20 protein-coding genes are annotated in these 18,315 nt (G+C 68.0%); 10 read left to right on the forward strand and 10 right to left on the reverse strand.

Annotated features, from left to right (window positions below):
* Positions 1–49: 49 nt before the first annotated feature.
* From LT948_RS27960 to pnuC, 5 genes are all read right to left on the reverse strand, one after another.
* Complete coding sequence (locus tag LT948_RS27960) at positions 50–1,072, reverse strand: hypothetical protein (protein WP_003088317.1); 1,023 nt, start codon at positions 1,070–1,072, stop codon at positions 50–52.
* 56 nt (positions 1,073–1,128) lie between these two features.
* A complete protein-coding gene (locus LT948_RS27965; RefSeq protein WP_033995831.1) occupies positions 1,129–1,698 on the reverse strand; it encodes a hypothetical protein in 570 nt (189 codons plus the stop codon).
* Positions 1,695–2,186 carry a hypothetical protein gene (locus LT948_RS27970; RefSeq protein WP_003117397.1) on the reverse strand — a complete coding sequence of 164 codons (492 nt, stop codon included), beginning with the start codon at positions 2,184–2,186 and terminating at the stop codon, positions 1,695–1,697. Before LT948_RS27970 ends, LT948_RS27965 begins: the two co-directional genes overlap by 4 nt.
* 302 nt (positions 2,187–2,488) lie before the next feature.
* Positions 2,489–3,016 (reverse strand): AAA family ATPase, encoded by a 528-nt coding sequence (locus LT948_RS27975; RefSeq protein WP_003117398.1) that lies wholly within the window; start codon positions 3,014–3,016, stop codon positions 2,489–2,491.
* Positions 3,013–3,588 carry a nicotinamide riboside transporter PnuC gene (pnuC, locus tag LT948_RS27980; RefSeq protein ID WP_015503052.1) on the reverse strand — a complete coding sequence of 192 codons (576 nt, stop codon included), beginning with the start codon at positions 3,586–3,588 and terminating at the stop codon, positions 3,013–3,015. Before pnuC ends, LT948_RS27975 begins: the two co-directional genes overlap by 4 nt.
* A 281-nt stretch (positions 3,589–3,869) precedes the next feature.
* Here pnuC and LT948_RS27985 point away from each other — a divergent pair, with 281 nt between their 5' ends.
* Both LT948_RS27985 and LT948_RS27990 read left to right on the forward strand, forming a co-directional pair.
* On the forward strand, positions 3,870–4,703 hold the full coding sequence (locus tag LT948_RS27985) for an undecaprenyl-diphosphate phosphatase (RefSeq protein ID WP_003088326.1): 834 nt from the start codon (positions 3,870–3,872) through the stop codon (positions 4,701–4,703).
* Between the two features lie 71 nt (positions 4,704–4,774).
* Positions 4,775–5,491, forward strand: coding sequence for a DUF1294 domain-containing protein (locus LT948_RS27990; RefSeq protein WP_049878882.1), 717 nt, complete (start codon positions 4,775–4,777; stop codon positions 5,489–5,491).
* 10 nt (positions 5,492–5,501) lie between these two features.
* On the opposite strand, the gene LT948_RS27995 is transcribed toward LT948_RS27990, so the two are convergent.
* On the reverse strand, positions 5,502–6,437 hold the full coding sequence (locus LT948_RS27995; RefSeq protein WP_033995833.1) for a LysR substrate-binding domain-containing protein: 936 nt from the start codon (positions 6,435–6,437) through the stop codon (positions 5,502–5,504).
* Positions 6,438–6,584: 147 nt separating this feature from the next.
* On the opposite strand from LT948_RS27995, the gene azoR2 reads away from it, so the two are divergent.
* Both azoR2 and LT948_RS28005 read left to right on the forward strand, forming a co-directional pair.
* On the forward strand, positions 6,585–7,193 hold the full coding sequence (gene azoR2 / locus LT948_RS28000) for an FMN-dependent NADH-azoreductase AzoR2 (protein ID WP_003088332.1): 609 nt from the start codon (positions 6,585–6,587) through the stop codon (positions 7,191–7,193).
* Positions 7,194–7,299: 106 nt separating this feature from the next.
* Positions 7,300–7,566, forward strand: a complete 267-nt coding sequence (locus tag LT948_RS28005) for a hypothetical protein (protein WP_015503049.1) — start codon at positions 7,300–7,302, stop codon at positions 7,564–7,566.
* An 85-nt stretch (positions 7,567–7,651) separates the two neighbouring features.
* On the opposite strand, the gene LT948_RS28010 is transcribed toward LT948_RS28005, so the two are convergent.
* On the reverse strand, positions 7,652–9,241 hold the full coding sequence (locus LT948_RS28010; protein ID WP_003111315.1) for an ABC-F family ATPase: 1,590 nt from the start codon (positions 9,239–9,241) through the stop codon (positions 7,652–7,654).
* A 304-nt stretch (positions 9,242–9,545) separates the two neighbouring features.
* On the opposite strand from LT948_RS28010, the gene LT948_RS28015 reads away from it, so the two are divergent.
* Both LT948_RS28015 and LT948_RS28020 read left to right on the forward strand, forming a co-directional pair.
* A complete protein-coding gene (locus LT948_RS28015; protein WP_003111314.1) occupies positions 9,546–9,881 on the forward strand; it encodes a hypothetical protein in 336 nt (111 codons plus the stop codon).
* A 128-nt stretch (positions 9,882–10,009) separates the two neighbouring features.
* Positions 10,010–10,381 carry a 5-carboxymethyl-2-hydroxymuconate Delta-isomerase gene (locus LT948_RS28020; RefSeq protein WP_003117401.1) on the forward strand — a complete coding sequence of 124 codons (372 nt, stop codon included), beginning with the start codon at positions 10,010–10,012 and terminating at the stop codon, positions 10,379–10,381.
* A 20-nt stretch (positions 10,382–10,401) separates the two neighbouring features.
* Here LT948_RS28020 and LT948_RS28025 read toward each other — a convergent pair whose 3' ends face one another.
* Positions 10,402–10,902: a hypothetical protein gene (locus tag LT948_RS28025; RefSeq protein WP_003117402.1), complete on the reverse strand. Its 501-nt coding sequence runs from the start codon at positions 10,900–10,902 to the stop codon at positions 10,402–10,404.
* A gap of 184 nt (positions 10,903–11,086) precedes the next feature.
* Between LT948_RS28025 and LT948_RS28030 the strand changes: the two genes are divergently transcribed.
* Both LT948_RS28030 and LT948_RS28035 read left to right on the forward strand, forming a co-directional pair.
* Complete coding sequence (locus LT948_RS28030; RefSeq protein WP_023099670.1) at positions 11,087–11,320, forward strand: hypothetical protein; 234 nt, start codon at positions 11,087–11,089, stop codon at positions 11,318–11,320.
* Positions 11,321–11,411: 91 nt separating this feature from the next.
* Positions 11,412–11,759, forward strand: coding sequence for an I78 family peptidase inhibitor (locus LT948_RS28035; RefSeq protein ID WP_003088494.1), 348 nt, complete (start codon positions 11,412–11,414; stop codon positions 11,757–11,759).
* A gap of 66 nt (positions 11,760–11,825) precedes the next feature.
* Here the strand turns inward: LT948_RS28035 and LT948_RS28040 are convergent, their stop codons facing one another.
* Both LT948_RS28040 and brnQ read right to left on the reverse strand, forming a co-directional pair.
* A complete protein-coding gene (locus tag LT948_RS28040; RefSeq protein ID WP_003088496.1) occupies positions 11,826–12,065 on the reverse strand; it encodes a hypothetical protein in 240 nt (79 codons plus the stop codon).
* 235 nt (positions 12,066–12,300) lie between these two features.
* Positions 12,301–13,614: a branched-chain amino acid transport system II carrier protein gene (brnQ, locus tag LT948_RS28045; RefSeq protein WP_003113469.1), complete on the reverse strand. Its 1,314-nt coding sequence runs from the start codon at positions 13,612–13,614 to the stop codon at positions 12,301–12,303.
* Positions 13,615–14,139: 525 nt separating this feature from the next.
* Here brnQ and LT948_RS28050 point away from each other — a divergent pair.
* Together LT948_RS28050 and pqqF are read left to right on the forward strand one after the other, a co-directional pair.
* Positions 14,140–15,843, forward strand: a complete 1,704-nt coding sequence (locus tag LT948_RS28050; RefSeq protein WP_003139773.1) for a phosphoethanolamine transferase — start codon at positions 14,140–14,142, stop codon at positions 15,841–15,843.
* Positions 15,844–15,919: 76 nt separating this feature from the next.
* Positions 15,920–18,247 carry a pyrroloquinoline quinone biosynthesis protein PqqF gene (gene pqqF / locus LT948_RS28055; RefSeq protein WP_023112475.1) on the forward strand — a complete coding sequence of 776 codons (2,328 nt, stop codon included), beginning with the start codon at positions 15,920–15,922 and terminating at the stop codon, positions 18,245–18,247.
* The last annotated feature ends 68 nt before the right edge of the window (positions 18,248–18,315 follow it).

Genomic DNA, 18,315 nt, shown 5'->3' on the forward strand with positions numbered 1-18,315 from the left:
TGTCGGATGGAAAAGGGTTCCGGCTGGCGCCGGAACCCCTGGGCCAGGATCAGAAGCCAAGGCTCTCGCCACCGGCCGGGCAACTGCTGCAACCGGCGGCGATGGACAGGGAGTTGCTCTGCTGGTTGCCGCCACCGGCGGCGATGTTCACCCCGACGTTGCCCGAGACGTTCTGCAACGAGTTGCTCAGGCTGGCGTTGTTGGTAACCGGGGTCTTGAAGCCGACGATCGCCGGGATGAAGCCGGACACCGTGCCTTTCAGGTCGACGTCGCCCTTTTCCTTGAAGGCGAACGCGCCGCCGTCGTGGTTCAGGTCCTTGGCGCCCTGGGCCTGGCTGTCCACGTCGATGTGGCCGGTATTGCTGCCGCCCGGATGGGTCTGGCCTTCCCAGGTGTCGAGGTAGACGTTGCCGATCTGGTCGGAGGTGCCCTTGTAGCTGCCGTCGGCGTTCAGCTTCAGCGACACGTAGGTGCCGCCATAGGCGTAGTTGGCGCTGTTGACGGTGGTGTTGCCGGTGGAGGTCTGCGACGCGGCGCTACCGGCAGTGCTGTACTGGCCGTTGGAGACGGCGGCGGCCAGGTCGTTCTTCTGCTGGTTGAAGTTGCCGGCGGCGACGTTGACGCCCAGGTTGCCCGAGACGTTGTTGGCCGAGTTGCTCAGCGATGCGGTGTTGGGGTTGGAGTAGTTGTTCAGCGTATTGCCGTAGCCGCTCTGCAGCACGCTGGTGCTGGCGGTCGCGGTGCCGAACACGAAGCTGGCGTCGGCGCTGGCCAGCGCGGCGGCGTTGGCCTGCTGGTTGTTGTCGCCGGCGGCGACGTTGACCCCGACGTTGCCCGAGGCATCCTTGATCGAGCCGCTCACCGAGGCATTGTTCACCGTGCCGAAGTTGCTGACCTTGTTGTTGTAGTTCTGCTGCGTATCCACCACCAGGGCCGTGGCTCCGCCCTTGTTGTTCGACTGCGGGTTGGGTTTCGGCGGGTGCCAGCCACCTTCGTTTCCGGCGTAGGCCGATACCGACAGCACTGCAGCCATTGCCAGGGCCAGCGGGGTCAGGACCATAGTCGCTTTCATGGCGTTTCTCCTTGCATTTCTGTGCTTAGTGTTGGGCTTGTGTTGGCTTGGCAGAGTCATTCCATGACCCTGACGCTGAGGGTGTTCATCGACTGATTGCCCACCCCAGCGCTCTGGTTCACCTGCACCACGCCGCTGCTCCCGGCGAAGGCGCGATCGTCCGTCGAGACGCTGCGTCCTCCCGGGACCGGAGTGGCCGAACCGGAGACTTTGGTCAGCGCCACGCTTTGCGCGAGAACGCTGTCATCCAGGCTTTCCGGGCCGCTGCTGACGCTCAGCCGGAAGGCGTTGATCTGTTGGTTGCCGAGGCCGGCGCCCTGGTTGACGCCGAGGATGCCGCTGCCGCGCAGCGCCGCCCCCGAGATGCTGGCGCTAGCCGCGATCGGCTGGCTGGCGTCGAGTTGCAGATGCTGGCGCTGGTCGCTGCCGACGAGGGCCGCGGAGCCGACCGCGACGACACGAACGTTGCTCTGTTGCTGGGCGTCGCCGGCGGCCTGGTTGAGGGCGAAGTTGCCGCGGTAGGTGCCGCTGGCATCGATGCTGGCGCGATTGCGTGAGGCCAGCGGGTCGGCCTGGAGCGACGCGATACAGGCGAAGGCGAGGAGGAGGGCGGACAGGCGCTTCATTGTCCACCCCCGAGCATCTGCAGCGGCGCCAGGCCCTGCTTGAGGCTGCCGTTGATCTGCCCGGCGAGGCCGGCGCCGGCGCCGCCTCCCGCGCCGTGGGTGGTGCCGAGGTTGCCGACGGCCTGGACCGTCGCCGGGTTCGCCGGCTGGTTGGCGAAACCCGGCAGGGCGCCACCGGGGAGAATCATGCTGCGAATCCCGGAACCGCTGGTCACGATGGCGAAGTCGGCATCGCCCAGTTCGCGGCTCACGGTATTGCCGCTGGCCGCCCCGTTGGCGAGGGCGTTGACCTCGGCGGAGACGTTGGTGTCGACGACGGTGGGATGTGGGTCGGGCACCATGCTCGGACGGTAGGCGACCCGTGGCTGGACCTGGCGCTGGACGACGATCGTGCCGTCCGCCGCATGCGCGGGCGGGAGGTTCGCCGGCACGGAGCCGACGATGACCAGCAGCGCTGGAACGACGATGCGTAGCGAACTCCCCGACATGATGGCGCTTCCTTCGTTGGCGCTGAGCCCTAATCAGCGTTGGCAGGGAGCGAGCATGGGGCGTGCCGGTTTTGCGCTTTCCTTGTCCATCAAGGACTTGGCCGTGAGTGCCGGGGGAACCTGGCGGACAGTGTTGCATCCGTGCAACAGCAGGCCCGCCAACCAGGGGGCGAAGCCTGCCGGGGACGCGCCTGGAGCTGTTTCAGCGCCGAGACAGCTTTCCGCGGTGCCGTCGCGAAACGCTCTGCGCCAAGGCCCGGACCGCGCTGGCGGTGTATCGGCGGCGTGACAGGGCCGGCCCGTCAGCCGTCCCGGAGCAGCCCTTGCACTGCGGCGAAAGCCTGGCGCCGGCGCTCGGCCCAGTCGCCGGCGATGGCGCGGTAGGGCTGCCGATGCCGCTCCAGCCAGGCATGGCATTCGCGATGGAATGCCTGGCGCTGCGCCAGTTCCGGCTGGCAGCGCTGGCCGTCGGCGCTCCAGGCTACGCCCTCCGGCGAGAGCAGCAGGTGCAGGTCGTAGCGCCGCCGCAGCAGGGCGGGTTCGAGCCAGTCCGGGCAGGCGCCGAAGAGAATCCGGCTCCAGAGGATGTTGCTCAGCAGGTGGGTATCGAGGATCAGCAGCGCCGGCCGTTCCGCGCGAGCGGCGTCCTCCCAGGCCAGTTGCCCGCGGGCGATGGCGGGGATGTCGGCGTAGCAGGTGTCGCGGCGCTGTTCGTCGATGAAGTGGCGGACGTACTCGCCGACCACCCGGCCGCCGAAGCGGGCCTGGAGCTGCTCCGCAAGCCAGCTCTTGCCGCTGGATTCGGGCCCGGTGAGTACCAGCACCTTCATGCGACGACGCCCTCGCGTAATGCCGGGTCGCGGCGCCAGGTCCGCCAGCCGTGGATCGCCAGCAGGGTGAAGAGGGCGTAGAGGGCGGCGGTCAGGTACAGCGCCTTGCTGGCGAAGAGCGCCACGAACAGCACGTCCACGGCGATCCACAGGGCCCAGCATTCCAGGCGCTTCTGCGCCATCCAGCATTGCGCCACCAGGCTGAAGGCGGTCAATCCGGCGTCCCACCAGGGACTGGCGGCATCGGTGTGGTTGGCCATCAGGTAACCGAGCGCGACGCTGCCGACCAGGCCCGCACCGAGCCCGTAGAGGCGCTGCGCGGCGTTCAGGCGGCTCACCGAGCGGCCGTCGTGGTCCTGCCCGCCGCGGGTCCACTGCCACCAGCCATAGAGCTGTAGCGCCGCGTAGACCATTTGCAGGAGCATGTCCGAATAAAGCTTCACCTCGAAGAATATCCAGGCGTAGAGCGCCACCATCACCAGGCCGATGGGCCAGCACCAGGGATTCTGGCGGACGGTCAGGTAGACGGCGATGGCGCCGAGCGAAGCGGCGAAGAGTTCAAGGGGTGACACGGAAGGCCCTCATGCGACGAGGACGCATTGTAGCGAATGTATCCGGCGCTTCGCGAAGGCCTGGGAAAAAGGGGGGCGCGGACGGATTCGTTCGGACGCCGGCCGGCAACAATTCCAAGATTCTTTGCCGGCCGCTCTGGTAGCATGCCCGCCGGTTTCGACTTCGGCAGTGGGGGAACTGGTCGGGTTCTTCGGAGTCGTAAGGCCTTCATAAAAGACGGCAAGTGTATCGCCGAGAACAACGAAAGCTCGTTCGGGACAGTAGTAGAAGGGGGAGAAACATGGAGTGGTGGACTGCTTTCCAGGCGTTCATCCTGGGCGTCGTGGAAGGGCTGACCGAGTTCCTGCCGATTTCCAGCACCGGGCACCAGATCATCGTCGCCGACCTCATCGGCTTCGGCGGCGAACGCGCCAAGGCGTTCAACATCATCATCCAGCTGGCGGCGATCCTCGCTGTCGTCTGGGAGTTTCGTGGAAAGATCTTTCAAGTCGTCCGTGACCTGCCGAGCCAGCGCCAGGCCCAGCGTTTCACCGCCAACCTGCTGATCGCGTTCTTCCCGGCGGTAGTCCTCGGCGTCCTGTTCGCCGACCTGATCCACGAGTGGCTGTTCAATCCGATCACCGTCGCCCTGGCGCTGGTGGTGGGCGGGGTGGTCATGCTCTGGGCCGAGCGCCGGAAGCATGTGATCCACGCCGAACACGTCGACGACATGACCTGGAAGGACGCCCTGAAGATCGGCTGTGCCCAGTGCCTGGCGATGGTCCCCGGCACCTCGCGGTCCGGCGCGACCATCATCGGCGGCCTGCTGTTCGGCCTTTCGCGCAAGGCGGCCACCGAGTTCTCGTTCTTCCTGGCGATGCCGACCATGGTCGGCGCCGCGGTCTATTCCGGCTACAAGTACCGCGACCTGTTCCGCCCCGAAGACCTGCCGGTGTTCGCCGTCGGCTTCGTCACCTCGTTCGTCTTCGCCATGGTGGCGGTGCGTGCCTTGCTGAAGTTCATCGGCAACCACAGCTACGCGGCTTTCGCCTGGTATCGGATCGCCTTCGGCCTGCTGATCCTGGCGACCTGGCAATTCCACCTGATCGACTGGAGCACCGCCGGCGAAATGTGAGGCCCGGGAACCAGGTAAAAGGCGCGGCGCGAGCCGCGTTTTTTTTCGCCTGGCCGCCGCGGGTGGCTAGAATGCAGCGCGAAACGGGTAGCGAGCGAGTGGATATGGAAAAGCCGGGCATGATCAGCCGCTGGTACGACGACAAGGGCTTCGGCTTCATCCTGCCGAAGACCGGCGGGGAAGAAGTCTTCCTGCATATCTCCGCGTTCCGCGGTGACCGCCGTCCCCGCCAGGGCGACCAGGTGTGGTTCCTCGCCAGCCAGGACGCCCAGGGCCGCCTGCGCGCCGAGAGGGCGCGGCTGGACGCGCTGACCCTCGACCCGCCGACTGTCCGCCGTGGCGCCCAGGCGCCGGTGACGCGGGCCCAGGCACGGCCGGCGCCGACTCCGCCGAGCGCGTTGCAGCACCCGTTGGCGAAGCTGCTGGTCCTGCTGATCCTCTGCGTGCTGCCGGCCGCCGGCGCCTGGCGGATGTACCTGGACGGACAGGCCCTCTGGCCGCTGCTGGCCTATCCGCTGGCCAGCCTGCTCGCATTCGCCCTCTACTGGCAGGACAAGCGCAGCGCCGCACGCGGCGACTGGCGTACCCCGGAGGTCCGCCTGCACCTGTTCGAGCTGCTTGGCGGTTGGCCTGGCGCGCTGGTCGCGCAGCAGGCGTTCCGCCACAAGACCCGCAAGCTCTCGTTCCAACTGGTGTTCTGGGGCATCGTCCTGCTGCACCAGCTGTTCTGGCTCGACAGCCTGCTCGGCGGGCGCCTGTCCGCCGCGCTGTTGCAGTGGATCGGCTGAACGGCGCGGCTCACTCGCGGGCGCGGCGGTAGGCCGGGCCGGTCTCGCCCGAGGGGCGTTGCAGGGCTTCCACGAGAAAGTCGATCAAAGCACGGATCGCCGGAATCTGGCTGCTGCGCGGCAGGTAGGCGGCCTGCATGGTGCTTTTCGGCAAGGTCCACTGCGGCAGGATGCGCACCAGGCTGCCATCGGCCAGTTCCCTGTCGCAGTAGCCTTCGGGCAGCAGGGTGACGCCGAGGCCGGCCACGGCGGCTTTCTTGCGCAGGACGAAGTCGTCGACGCCCAGGCGCGGTTCGCGTTCCAACTGGTAGCGGCTGCCATCCGGCCCGATCAGGGTCGCGTGGACCTTGCGGTCGTTATGGATAGCGCCGAGGAAGGGCAGGTCCTCGAGGTCTTCCGGATGTTCCAGGCGATGCCCGGCGATCAGCGACGGGGCGGCGAGGATCTGCGTGGTCGCCGGAGCCAGGCGCCGGCAGACCAGCGCAGGGTCCTCGTCGCCGAGTTCGCGCACGCGCAGTGCCACGTCCACCCCCTCGTTGAGCAGGTCGACCCGGCGGTTGGTCAGGAGGATTTCCAGCTGGACCTGCGGGTGTCGTTCGAGAAACCGCGGCAACAGGTCGGCCAGGTTGCTCGAAGCCATGGCCACCGGTGCGGAAAGGCGCAGCCGGCCACGCGGCTCGACGCTCAGCTCGGCGATCACCTGGTCGGCCATCTCCGCTTCCAGCAGCAGGTTGCGGCAGTGCTGCAGGTAGCGTTCGCCGACCTCCGTGAGCACCAGCTTGCGTGTCGTGCGGTGCAGCAGGCGTACCTGGAGGCGTTCCTCCAGCTCGGCGATGCGCCGCGACAGGCGCGACTTGGGAATCCCCGTCTCGCGTCCGGCCGCGGCGAAGCCGCCGCATTCCACCACCTTGGCGAAGTAGTAGAGGTCGTTGAGGTCGTGGGGCATGCAGGCGCTCCGCTGGGGGAAAAACAGATTGTCCTATGTGTGGGACGAATAGTCATGTTTCTGCCGACTAATCGTCGATTGGCCTTGCCGGTAGGATGCAAACCACTCGATCGCCACACTGCGATCCCCCACTTTCAGGAGCGAGACATGAAACTTTTGCATATCGATTCCAGCATCCTCGGCGACGCCTCCGCTTCCCGCCAACTGAGCGCCGAGCTGGTCCAGGCCTGGCGGCAGAACGAAGACGGGCTTGACGTCACCTACCGCGACCTGGCCGCCGACGCGGTGGCGCATTTCTCCGCCCTGACCCTGGCCGCCGGCAGCACCCCGGCGGAGCTGCGCGATGCCGCGCTGAAGCATGAAGTCGCGGTGGGTGAAGAAGTGCTGGAAGAGTTCCTCGCCGCCGACGTCGTGGTCATCGGCGCGCCGATGTACAACTTCACCATCTCCAGCCAGCTCAAGGCCTGGATCGATCGCATCGCGGTCGCCGGCAAGACCTTCCGCTACACCGAGAACGGCCCGGTTGGCCTGGCCGGCGACAAGAAAGTGGTGATCGTCTCCACCGCCGGTGGCGTGCATGCCGGCCAGCCGACCGGCGCGGCCCACGAAGGCTACCTGCGCACCGTGCTGGGCTTCTTCGGCATCACCGATATCGAAGTGGTTCGCGCCGAAGGCCTGGCCTATGGCGAGGAGCCCCGCGCCCAGGCCATCGCCGCCGCCCGCCGGCAGATCGCCGGGCAGTTCGCCGCGGCCTGATCCCCGCGTCATCGGAAAACCCCGCTTCGGCGGGGTTTTCGCGTTGTGCGCAGCGGCGCGCTGCGTGTAGATTGGCCGGACAATTACAAGCACAAGGAACCGGCCTGTGAGCGCGTGTTACTGCCGCAACTGCGGCACCCGAGCGACCCGTCTCGTCGAGAGCGGCATCTGCGAAGCCTGCAAGCGGCGCTCGGACATCAATCCGAAGAACGTCCTGATCGCCGCCGCCCTGATCGTCTACATCGGGGTGAACGTGGCTGCCTACATCAAGGACCACCCGCCCCGCGAGCTGACCGCCGAACAGCGCGAGAAGATCGCCGAGGGCCAGCGCCTGGCGACCCGCGCGGCGATGATGGCCGGCTACGTCGACTGAGTCGCGCTCCCCATAGGCCCTGCGCGTCCATGTCGGAATGAAAAAGCCCCGCGGATGCGGGGCTTTTGCGTTGCGCGACGGGGACTCAGACGATCACGCCCTGGCTGCGCAGGTAGTCGTCATAGCTGCCGCTGAAGTCGGTCACGCCGTTCTCGCCCAGCTCGATGATGCGGGTAGCCAGCGAGGAAACGAATTCGCGGTCGTGGCTGACGAAGATCAGCGTGCCCGGATAGTTGTCCAGCGCCAGGTTCAGCGCCTCGATGGACTCCATGTCCAGGTGGTTGGTCGGCTCGTCCATCACCAGCACGTTGGGACGCTTGAGAATCAGCCGGCCGAACAGCATGCGGCCCTGCTCGCCGCCGGAGATCACTTTTACCGACTTCTTGATCTCGTCGTTGGAGAACAACATGCGGCCGAGGGTGCCGCGCACCAGTTGTTCGCCGCCCTGGGTCCACTGGGCCATCCAGTCGAACAGGCTCATGTCGTCGGCGAAGTCGTCGGCATGGTCCTGGGCGAAATAGCCGACGTCGGCGCTGTCGGTCCATTTCACCTCGCCGCCGTCCACCGGCAGGTCGCCGACCAGGCAGCGCAACAGGGTGGTCTTGCCGATGCCGTTGGGGCCGATGATGGCGACGCGCTCGCCGGCCTCGACCTGCAGGCTCAGGCCTTTGAACAGCGGCTTGCCGTCATAGCCCTTGCTGATGTTTTCCACGGTCACCGCCTGGCGGTGCAGCTTCTTGTATTGCTCGAAGCGGATGAACGGGCTGACCCGGCTGGACGGCTTGACCTCTTCCAGCTGGATCTTGTCGATCTGCCGGGCGCGGCTGGTGGCCTGCTTGGCCTTGGAGGCGTTGGCCGAGAAGCGGCTGACGAAGGATTGCAGCTCGGCGATCTGCGCCTTCTTCTTGGCGTTGTCCGACAGCAGGCGCTCGCGGGCCTGTTCGGCGGCGGTCATGTACTCGTCGTAGTTGCCCGGGAACAGGCGCAGCTCGCCGTAGTCCAGGTCGGCCATGTGGGTGCAGACGCTGTTCAGGAAGTGGCGATCGTGGGAAATGATGATCATGGTGCTGTTGCGCGCGGTGAGCACGCCTTCCAGCCAGCGGATGGTGTTGATGTCCAGGTGGTTGGTCGGTTCGTCGAGCAGCAGCACGTCCGGGTCCGAGAACAGCGCCTGGGCCAGCAGCACGCGCAGCTTCCAGCCGGGGGCGACGGCGCTCATCGGGCCGAAGTGCTGCTCCAGCGGGATGCCCAGGCCGAGCAGCAGCTCGCCGGCGCGGGACTCGGCGGTGTAGCCGTCGAACTCGGCGAACTGGACTTCCAGCTCGGCCACCGCCATGCCATCTGCCTCGCTCATTTCCGGCAGCGAGTAGATGCGGTCGCGCTCGGCCTTCACCGCCCAGAGTTCCTCGTGGCCCATGATCACCGTATCGATGACGCTGAAGTCCTCGTAGGCGAACTGGTCCTGGCGCAGCTTGCCCAGGCGCACGTTGGGTTCCAGCATGACCTGGCCGGCGCTCGGCTCCAGGTCGTTGCCGAGGATCTTCATGAAGGTCGACTTGCCGCAACCGTTGGCGCCGATCAGGCCGTAGCGGTTGCCGTTGCCGAACTTGACGGAAACGTTCTCGAACAGCGGCTTGGCGCCGAACTGCATGGTGATATTCGCGGTGGAGATCAACTTCTTTACCTATAGAGGACTTACGCACGCCTGGACCGTGGCGATACCGGTCTGCTACCGGTTCTCGGCTTTCCGCTGCGCTCCATCTGGAGCATGGGTCGATCCTGCGGGCATTCGTGGAGTGCCGCAGCCAGCGTCATGACGTGGCTGTAGCGCGATGAAGGCGGGGTGTGATGCCTGGCATTCGGCGAATTGTCTCACAGGTGCGCCTGCCGTTGCATGACAGCGTACGCCGAAGCGGTTTTTCCCGCCGCCCGGCAGGTGGTAGAGTCCCGTCTTCCGCTCATCCGCAAAGGACTCCCCGATGAAGCCCGCTGTTCTCCCCGCGTTGTTGGTTCTGTCGCTGCTGGGCGGTTGCGGGGATTCATCGTCGGACCGGAAGGCCGCTTCCGGGCCGCTGGCGTTGCACTGCGGAGACTTCGGCAAACTCGAGGTGATCGACGGTTTCGCCAGCCTCAAGCTGCCCGACGGCAGCAGCGTCCAGTCGCTGGGCGGCGATGTCCGCAGCCTCGCCGATGGCCAGGCGCTGAGCGCGATTTCCTATAGCGACGGTTCGGTCCTGTACCGCCAGGCGGGCGACACGCCCGGCTACCTGTACACGCCGGCCAAGGGCCAGCGGCAGGCCTGCGAGACGCGCTGATCCGCGCCATCTACGCGCGGGCTTTCGCGGCCGCCGGGTTGACTGAGCCACGCAGGCGCAGGCCGGCTGTCGCATCGCTCGTCGAGCCGCTAGAATCCCGCTCTCCATTCCCCGCAAGGCCCGCCAGCATGCCGCATCTCGTTATCGAAGCCACTGCCAACCTCCGCCTCGAAACGTCCCCCGGCGAACTGCTGGAGCAGGCCAATGCCGCGCTGTTCGCTTCCGGGCAATTCGGCGAGGCGGACATCAAGTCGCGCTTCGTCACCCTGGAGGCCTACCGGCAGGGAACCGCAGCGGTCGAGCGCGCCTACCTGCATGCCTGCCTGTCGATCCTCGACGGGCGCGACGCGGCGACCCGCCAGGCGCTGGGCGAGGCGCTCGGCGAGGTGCTTGCCGGAGCGGTGGCGGGCGGCGGCGTGGAGGGCGTGCAGGTCAGCGTCGAAGTGCGCGAGATGGAGCGCGCCAGCTACGCCAAGCGCGTCGTCGCCCGGCAGCGCTGAGAGACTGGCGCGCACCTGGCTCAGATCCAGGCGTTCAGCGTCGCGCCGGCCTGCGTCGGGTCCTCTTGCCGTCCCGGCGCCTGGCCGTTCTGCATGGCGATCATCTCGCGCATGCGTTCGCCGATGCCTTTCTCCACCTGTTCGCGTTTCTCCGGCGGCATCGCGTCCAGTTCCTCCTCGGTCAGGCCGAGGCTCTTCAGGACCTGCTCGCGCATCCGCTCGGCGGGCGATTTCTGCATGTACTCCTTGAACTCGTCATAGGCCGACTTGCCTTCGCCGGCGCCGGCAGTGGCATTCGCCTGGTTCTGCTTCAGCGTCAGGTTCAGCTTCGCGAAACCCTCGTCCAGGGCCTGGCGGGCGGACTCCGCGGCGGGATCGACGGCCTCGTTGCGCAATGGCGTGCCGAGGGCGGGGCGCGGTTTCAGCAGATCGCCGTTGCCGATCTCGGTGCTGGCTTGCCGCTGGTTGTTCGGGTAACGCGCAGACCAGCCGGAAAGGCTGGCGGGACCGATGCTGTTCATGACCTGCCTCCATGGAAATGAATGACCGCCGCTCCGTCGCAAGGGCCGTGCCAGGTCGCCGAACCCCGCGCCAGAGGGCTCGGCACATGGCGCAGGGCGGGGCGGAGGCAAGCGCTTGCCGCGAACGGCAACGGCGTTCCGCGGTTAGAATGTCCGGCTTGTGCAGCAGGTTGCGAAGAGAGCCATGACCGACACTCCCGACGATCGAACCGGAGATGCCTCCAGCCTGTCGAAGCGCCAGGCATTCCATCGGCAGCACCGGCAACGGGCGGAGGAAGAGGCGCGGCGCCTGCTCGACGCCCGCGCCGAACAGGGCGGCCGCTGGCTGGACTGGGTCGCGGGCCAACTCTACCTCCTGCGTCCGCCGGAGTACGCGGCCATGGTGCGTCGCGAACTGCAGCGCCTGAGCGGCGACTGAAGCTGGCGAATTTGTCAGCGCGGATTGCAGTTTCGCCAGGAAACCCATGCCACTGGTAAGGTGGCGATCCCAGAAGATCAGAGGAGGCGGTATGCCTTTGAAGCAGTTTTCCAGTGCACTCGTTCTCGCGGCCCTGCTCGCCGGTTGCAGCAGCAACGGCGACAGCCCGTCCACCGAAGGCGCCAGCGTAGCCACCGGCAGCGCCAGCGCGCCCGCGGCCACCCCGGCAGCGGACGGCCGTTGCGATGCCAACGCGGTGCAGGCCTATGTCGGCAAGCAGGCTTCCGCGGCCATCGTCGAAGAGGCCCGCCGCGCCGCCGGAGCGGAAGTCGCCCGGGCGCTGCGCCCGCACGATGCCGTGACCATGGACTACAACCCGCGCCGGCTGAACATCGATGTCGACGACACGCTGGTGATCAAGCGCCTGTCCTGCGGCTGACCGCCCAGCCCCGAATACGAAGAAGCCCCGCATCGCGGGGCTTTCTCTTGGCCGTTCGAAAAGGCCTCAGATGGCGGTACTGCGTAGGGCGGCGTTGGACTGGCTGACGGCGGTTTGCGGTTTTTCCTCGAGAATCGCCTGACGCTTGGCCTGGTATTCCTCGAACGACAGGCTGCGCCGGGCCAGGTCTTCCAGCGCCAGTTGCCTGACCTCGTCGCTGCTGTACGGGCGAGAGGGGTTGTAGTCGCTGGCGCAGCCGGCGAGGGCGAGGGAGAACAACAGTACGCTGATGAGTGCCTTGGCCATGACCGGCTCCTGGATTCGCTTTCCTGGGGGAATGGTCGAAAGGCTAACAACCGCGCCGCTGCGCTAGAAATCATCCCGCTCGATAGTGCTTATTCGTTCGGCTGAACGCGGGAAGAAGCGCTGCCGGCGGCGGCAGGCGCCAGCCGGGCCGTGGGGCGGACGCCGCGATTGGCGCCGCCCGCCGGCATGTCCCGCGCTCGGCCGGGAGAACAAGCGGCAGGCCGCTGGGGCCTGCTCAGGCGGCGACTTGCGCAGGCTTGCCCAGCAGGCGGTCTACCAGGCTGCAGGCGGCGAGAGTGGCGACCGAGGGGATCAACCAAGCCAGGCCCTGTTCGGCCAGCGGCAGGTGCAGCAGCCATTGCGGGAAGTCCTGGCCCAGGCCCGCCGCCTTCAGGGCATCGAGCACGCCGAACGCCAGGGAAACCAGCATCACCGGGGCGAGGATGCGCGTCGCCGAATGCCAGAGGCCGATGCAGAAGCTCAGCGCCACCAGCACGATGCAGGGCGGATAGATCGCGGTGAGCACCGGGATCGAGACCTGGATCAGCTTGGTCAGGCCGAGGTTGGAAACGATGAAGGAGAACCCTGCCAGGATGATCACCAGGCTGCGGTAGGACAGCGGCAGGCGCTGGCAGAAGTACTCGGCGCAGGCGCAGGTCAGGCCGACCGCGGTGACCAGGCAGGCCAGCGCGATAAGTCCCGCCAGGAACGAGCTGCCGAGGCTGCCGAAGGTATGTTGCACGTAGGCGTGCAGGACTGCCGCGCCGTTGCTGGCGTCGGCGGCGATGGCATGGCTGCCGGCGCCGAGCCGGAACAGGCTGACGTAGACCAGCACCAGGCCGACGCCGGCGATCAGCCCGGCGACGATGGCGTAGCGGGTGATCAGCCGCGGCGACTGCACGCCGCGGGAACGGATGGCGTTGACGATGACGATGCCGAAGACCAGCGCGGCGAGGGTGTCCATGGTCAGGTAGCCGTTGACGAAACCCTGGGAGAACGCGGCCTGGGTGTACTCCGGCTGGGCCGTGCCGATCGGGCCGGCGGGCCAGAGGAAGGCGGCGACGCCGAGAATCGCCAGGGCGAGGATCTTCAGCGGGGCGAGGAAGCGTCCGACGGTGTCCAGCAGGCGACCGGGGTAGAGGGAGATGGCCAGGGCGAGGAGGAAGTACGCCAGGCTGTAGACGAACAGCGCCGTGCCGCTCTCGCCGAGCAGCGGCACCACGCCGACCTCGAAGGACACCGTGGCGGTGCGCGGAATGGCGAACAGCGGGCCGACCGCCAGGTAGCAGACCGCCGCCAGCAGGCCGCCGGCATACCTGCCGATCGGATGGCTGAGGGCGTCGACCGAACCGCCGACCTTGGCCAGGGCGATCACGGTGATCACCGGCAGCCCCACCGCGGTGATCAGAAAGCCCAGCGCCGCCAGCCACACATGGGGGCCGGACTGCAAGCCGACGATGGGCGGGAAGATGATGTTGCCGGCCCCGACGAACAGGGCAAAGGTCATAAAACCAAGCGCCAGGATGTCCCGGCCTTTCAAAGCGTTCATGCTGGAGAGGTACCGCGCTGCTCGAGGAAATTCACAGAAGGGTTTCCCGGGGGGTAGGGGAAACGGCACTCATCTGGATGGGACGAGCAGGGGAGGCGGCCGCCGTCCTTGTGGGAACCGGGCCGTAAGCTTGGCATGCTAACGAAAATGCCGTGGTCGCGGGATAGACATTGGTCTGGCTGTCCTTTTGTTGAAAAACGACGTCGCAATCAGAACAGTCCGTAGGCACTGGCGCCGGAGCCCTCCGCGTTCCTTGCCGCTTGCTGTCTTCCGCCTGCGTCGGCGGCGCCATGCGGGGGGATGCCGGCGAACCCGGAGAGCGCCCGGAAAGCTTCCCGCGAACTTTTTGCAATCCGGCTGAAAGCCCCGGAATACAAGGGCTGCGGCGCTTTCGGAGGGTTACGTTTTCTGTAGGTATTCTTCACGAAAGATTGACGGATCGCCGAGCAGACTGCCGCCGTCGTCGAGTGCTGCCAGGGGCAACGCTGCGCACGGCAACCCGGAAGTCAGTGAAGATCCATGCCCATGTCGAAAGCCCGTGCCGTCCGTCCCGAACTGCTGACCCTGCTGGTCAGCCTCGCCTTCCTGCTGTTCTACAACCTGCCGCTGTGGCAGCGCCTGCTGGCGATCACCCCGGCGGGCTGGCAGGGCCTCGGCATGATGCTGGCGGTCGGCCTGATGATCGCCGCGATCTTCAACCTGGCGCTGACCCTGCTGGCGTTCCGCTGGCTGCTCAAGCCGGCGCTGACCCTGCTGATCCTGGCGGCCGCCGGTACCACCTACTTCATGACCCAGTACGGCGTGCTGATGGACGTCGGCATGCTGCGCAACGTCATGCAGACCAACCCGGCCGAGGTCGCCGACCTGCTTTCGCCGAAGCTCGCCGTCTACCTGGCGTTGCTTGGCGCGCTGCCGGTCTGGCTGCTGTGGCGCACGCCGGTGCGCTACCGGCCGTGGCCACGCGAGCTGCTGAGCAAGCTGCTGGTGGCGCTCGCCTGCCTGGCCCTGCTTGCCGGGGTGGCGCTGGCCAATTACCAGGGGCTGTCCTCGCTGTTCCGCAACAACAAGGAACTGCGCCTGCAGGTCACCCCGAGCAACCTGGTCGGCGCCGCCATCGGCTACGCCAAGGGCCAGGCCCAGGCCGCCAGCCAGCCGCTGCGGCCGATCGCCGTCGATGCCCGGCGCGCCGACCTGTGGCAGGGCCATGCGCGCAAGTCGCTGACCGTGCTGGTGGTGGGTGAGAGCGCGCGGGCGCAGAACTTCGGCCTCAACGGCTACGCTCGCGAGACCAACCCGCGGCTGAAGGCCGAGGAGGGCCTGATCAACTTCTCCAACGTGCACTCCTGCGGTACCGAGACCGCGGTGTCGGTGCCCTGCATGTTCTCCAACCTGGGCCGCGCGGACTACAGCGACGCTCGCGCGCGCACCCAGGAAGGCCTTCTCGATGTGTTGCAGCGCGCAGGCCTGCGGGTCCTGTGGCGGGACAACCAGTCCGGCTGCAAGGGCACCTGCGACCGCGTCGCCTTCCAGGACCTGAGCGAGAGCAAGGATCCGGCCCTGTGCGCCGGCGGCGAGTGCCATGACGAGATCCTCCTGCGCGACTTGCAGGCCTTCATCGACGGGCTGCAACAGGACACCGTGCTGGTCCTGCACCAGATGGGCAGCCACGGCCCGGCCTACTTCAAGCGCTATCCCAGGGAGTACGAGAAGTTCACCCCGGTCTGCGCCAGCAACGACTTCAGCGCCTGCTCGCGGGACAGCATCATCAACGGCTACGACAACACCCTGCTGTACACCGACCACGTGCTGGCCAGCCTGATCGACCTGCTGCGCAAAAACGAAGAGCGCATCGATACCGGCATGCTCTACCTCTCCGACCATGGCGAGTCGCTCGGCGAGTACAACCTCTACCTGCATGGCACGCCTTACCTGCTGGCGCCGGACCAGCAGAAGCACGTCGGCATGCTGGCCTGGTTCTCGCCCGGCTACCAGAGCGCCTTCGGCCTCGACAGTGGCTGCCTGCGCCAGCGCAGCAACGAGGAGCTGTCCCAGGACAACCTGTTCCACTCGATGCTCGGCCTGCTGGAAGTGCGCACCGGCGCCTACGATCCCGGCCTCGACCTGTTCGCCCCGTGCCGTGCGCCCGAGGTCCTGCAGGCGCTCAAGGCCGACGGCGGACGGGCGCTGTACTCCGAGGAAGCGTCTGGCCAGGAGCCGCCGGCTTCCTGATACGACCCGGCGAAAGGACTATTTCCTTCGCCTCGCGGAAGGGTAAGGTTCAGCCTCGGAACCCGCGAGGACGCCCATGGATCGCCACGCCCAACACCACCCCAGGAGCCGCGCCTGCGTGCTGCCCAACGGCCTGCGCCTGCACCTGGCGCATGATCCGGCGGCATCGCGCGCCGCTGCCTGGCTGCGGGTGGCGGCGGGCAGCCACGACGAGCCGAGCGCGCATCCCGGCCTGGCCCACTTCCTCGAGCACCTGTCGTTTCTCGGTGGCGCGGCGTTTCCCGGCGACGAGCGCCTGATGCCGTGGTTGCAGGTGCGCGGCGGCCAGGTCAACGCCAGCACCCGGGGCAGGACCACCGACTATTTCTTCGAGGTGACGGCGGAGCACCTTGGCGCCGGTCTGGCACGGCTGATCGACATGCTCGCCCGCCCCTTGCTGGACATCGATGCGCAACGGCGCGAGCGCGAAGTGCTCGAGGCCGAATACCTGGCGCGCTCGGCCGACGAGCAGACCCTGATCGACGCGGCGCTGGCCCTCGGCCTGCCCGCCGGACACCCCCTGCGGCGTTTCGCTGCCGGGCGCCGCGACAGCCTGGCCCTGGAGAGCGATGCGTTCCAGCGGGCCCTGCGCGAATTCCATGCCGCCCACTATCACGCCGGCAATTGCCAGCTATGGCTGCAAGGGCCGCAGGCACTGGACGAGCTGGAGAGGCTGGCGCAGCGTGCCTGCGCCGACCTGCCGGGGCGCGCGCCAGGCGCGAGTCCGCCGCCGCCGCCGTTGCTGCCCTTCGCCGGCGAAGCGCTGGCGCTGCGCCTGCCGGGACCTCCGCGGCTGGTGCTGGGCTTTGCCCTCGACGCTTTGCGGGGGACCGACGAACAGACCCTGCTGGCGTTCGCCGAATTGCTCGGCGATCGCTCGCCGGGTGGGTTGCTGGCGGCACTCGGCGAACAGGGCCTGGGCGAATCGGCGGCGCTGCGGGTGGTTCATCGGGACGCGCGGCAGGCGCTCCTGGCGTTGACCTTCGAACTGTTCGACGGCAGCGCGGCGGCGGCGCTGGAGGCGGCCTTTTTCGACTGGCTGGGCGCCCTGCGCGACGATGCCGCCAGCTTGCTGGCGGCGCGCCGACCGTTGCTGGCGGAGCCCACTGCGCCGCTGGAGCGACTACGCCAGCGCGTTCTCGGCCTGCCGGCGGAGATTCGCCCGGCCTGCCTGGACGCGCTGCGCGCCGACCGCTGCCTGCGGCTGCACCTGGACGGCGAACTCGACGGCGCCGAAGCGCGCTGGTCGGCGGGCTTCCGCCTGAGCGTGGCGCCGGTTGCCGCAGCGCCGCCGCTGACCGCGCAGCGGCATGCCTGGCGCTTCGAACTGCCGTTGCCGCCCAGTGCCGCCGCCGAGGGCGCGCTGTTCCTGCGCTGGCGCTTTCCCGGTGTGCCCGCACGGTCACGCTTCCTGGCGCTGCGCCAGGCGTTGCGTCCGCTGTGCGGCCAGGCGCGCCTGGGGGGAGTGGAGATGGGCCTGGAGGCGCTCGGCGAAGACTGGTCGCTGAGCCTGCTCGGTCCGCGCGATCGCCTCGAGGCCGCCGTGCGCCCGGCCCTGGCCCGGCTCCTCGCGGCGCCGCCCGACTGGCGCGCAAACGGCGAGCGTCTGTCCTCTGCCGAGCGGCGCCGCAGCGCCACTGGCCTGCCGATCCGGCAGTTGCTGGACGCCTTGCCCGGCCTACTCGGCGAGCCGCTGGCGGAGGTCGACGACTGGCGGCGGACGCGCTGGGACGCCTTGGTCATGCAGGCCGCGATGCCAGATCCCCGATGGATGCCCGGCCAGGCTGCCGGCGAGCGCCTGGAGCCTATGCCGCCGAGGCCCGGACGGCATCGCCGCGAACTGGCCGTGGACGGCGAGTCGGCGTTGCTGCTGTTCTGCCCGCTGCCCTCGCCGGAGGTGCCGATGGAGGCGGCCTGGCGCTTGCTGGCGCGCCTGCACGAACCGGCCTTCCAGCGGCGCCTGCGCGACGAGCTGCAACTGGGCTACGCGTTGTTCTGCGGCTTCCGCGAGGTCGGCGCCCGGCGCGGCCTGCTGTTCGCCGCGCAATCCCCGCGTGCCTGCCCGGAACGCCTGTTGGAGCATATGGAGACCTTCCTCCAGCGCTCCGTCGAGGCGCTCGCGCAACTGCCGGCGCAACGCCTGGCCGGCCTGCGCGAAGCCCTCGCCGACGACCTGCGCCGAGCGCCGGGTAGCTTCGCCGAGCGAGCCCGGCGCGCCTGGGCGGAGCACCTTGGCGGTGGCGCCGGTCGCTCCCGGCTGCTCGCCGAGGCCGCCCTCGGCCTGAGCGGCGACGACCTGCTCGCGGCCCAGGCCCGGTTGCTGGAGGCGCGCGGCGGCTGGTGGGTGCTTTCCAGCCGGCGCTGAAGCGAGCCACGCGGTAACTCGACGACAGCCTTGCCGGCGTCACTGCGGCGTTAGGTCGAAAGCCGCGC

It is taken from the genome of Pseudomonas sp. CP-1, from assembly GCF_021213715.1.
GTDB classification, from domain to species: Bacteria; Pseudomonadota; Gammaproteobacteria; order Pseudomonadales; family Pseudomonadaceae; genus Pseudomonas; species Pseudomonas aeruginosa.

Bases quoted from the DNA above. Each gene is read 5' to 3' on its own strand.
- LT948_RS27975 (WP_003117398.1), bottom strand. From the start codon at position 3,016: ATGAAGGTGCTGGTACTCACCGGGCCCGAATCCAGCGGCAAGAGCTGG.
- LT948_RS27985 (WP_003088326.1), top strand. From the start codon at position 3,870: ATGGAGTGGTGGACTGCTTTCCAGGCGTTCATCCTGGGCGTCGTGGAA.
- LT948_RS27990 (WP_049878882.1), top strand. From the start codon at position 4,775: ATGCAGCGCGAAACGGGTAGCGAGCGAGTGGATATGGAAAAGCCGGGC.
- LT948_RS27995 (WP_033995833.1), bottom strand. From the start codon at position 6,437: ATGCCCCACGACCTCAACGACCTCTACTACTTCGCCAAGGTGGTGGAA.
- LT948_RS28035 (WP_003088494.1), top strand. From the start codon at position 11,412: ATGCCTTTGAAGCAGTTTTCCAGTGCACTCGTTCTCGCGGCCCTGCTC.
- LT948_RS27965 (WP_033995831.1), bottom strand. From the start codon at position 1,698: ATGAAGCGCCTGTCCGCCCTCCTCCTCGCCTTCGCCTGTATCGCGTCG.
- azoR2 (WP_003088332.1), top strand. From the start codon at position 6,585: ATGAAACTTTTGCATATCGATTCCAGCATCCTCGGCGACGCCTCCGCT.
- LT948_RS28015 (WP_003111314.1), top strand. From the start codon at position 9,546: ATGAAGCCCGCTGTTCTCCCCGCGTTGTTGGTTCTGTCGCTGCTGGGC.
- brnQ (WP_003113469.1), bottom strand. From the start codon at position 13,614: ATGAACGCTTTGAAAGGCCGGGACATCCTGGCGCTTGGTTTTATGACC.
- LT948_RS28050 (WP_003139773.1), top strand. From the start codon at position 14,140: ATGTCGAAAGCCCGTGCCGTCCGTCCCGAACTGCTGACCCTGCTGGTC.
- LT948_RS27960 (WP_003088317.1), bottom strand. From the start codon at position 1,072: ATGAAAGCGACTATGGTCCTGACCCCGCTGGCCCTGGCAATGGCTGCA.
- LT948_RS28040 (WP_003088496.1), bottom strand. From the start codon at position 12,065: ATGGCCAAGGCACTCATCAGCGTACTGTTGTTCTCCCTCGCCCTCGCC.
- LT948_RS28030 (WP_023099670.1), top strand. From the start codon at position 11,087: ATGACCGACACTCCCGACGATCGAACCGGAGATGCCTCCAGCCTGTCG.
- LT948_RS28020 (WP_003117401.1), top strand. From the start codon at position 10,010: ATGCCGCATCTCGTTATCGAAGCCACTGCCAACCTCCGCCTCGAAACG.
- LT948_RS28025 (WP_003117402.1), bottom strand. From the start codon at position 10,902: ATGAACAGCATCGGTCCCGCCAGCCTTTCCGGCTGGTCTGCGCGTTAC.
- LT948_RS27970 (WP_003117397.1), bottom strand. From the start codon at position 2,186: ATGTCGGGGAGTTCGCTACGCATCGTCGTTCCAGCGCTGCTGGTCATC.
- pqqF (WP_023112475.1), top strand. From the start codon at position 15,920: ATGGATCGCCACGCCCAACACCACCCCAGGAGCCGCGCCTGCGTGCTG.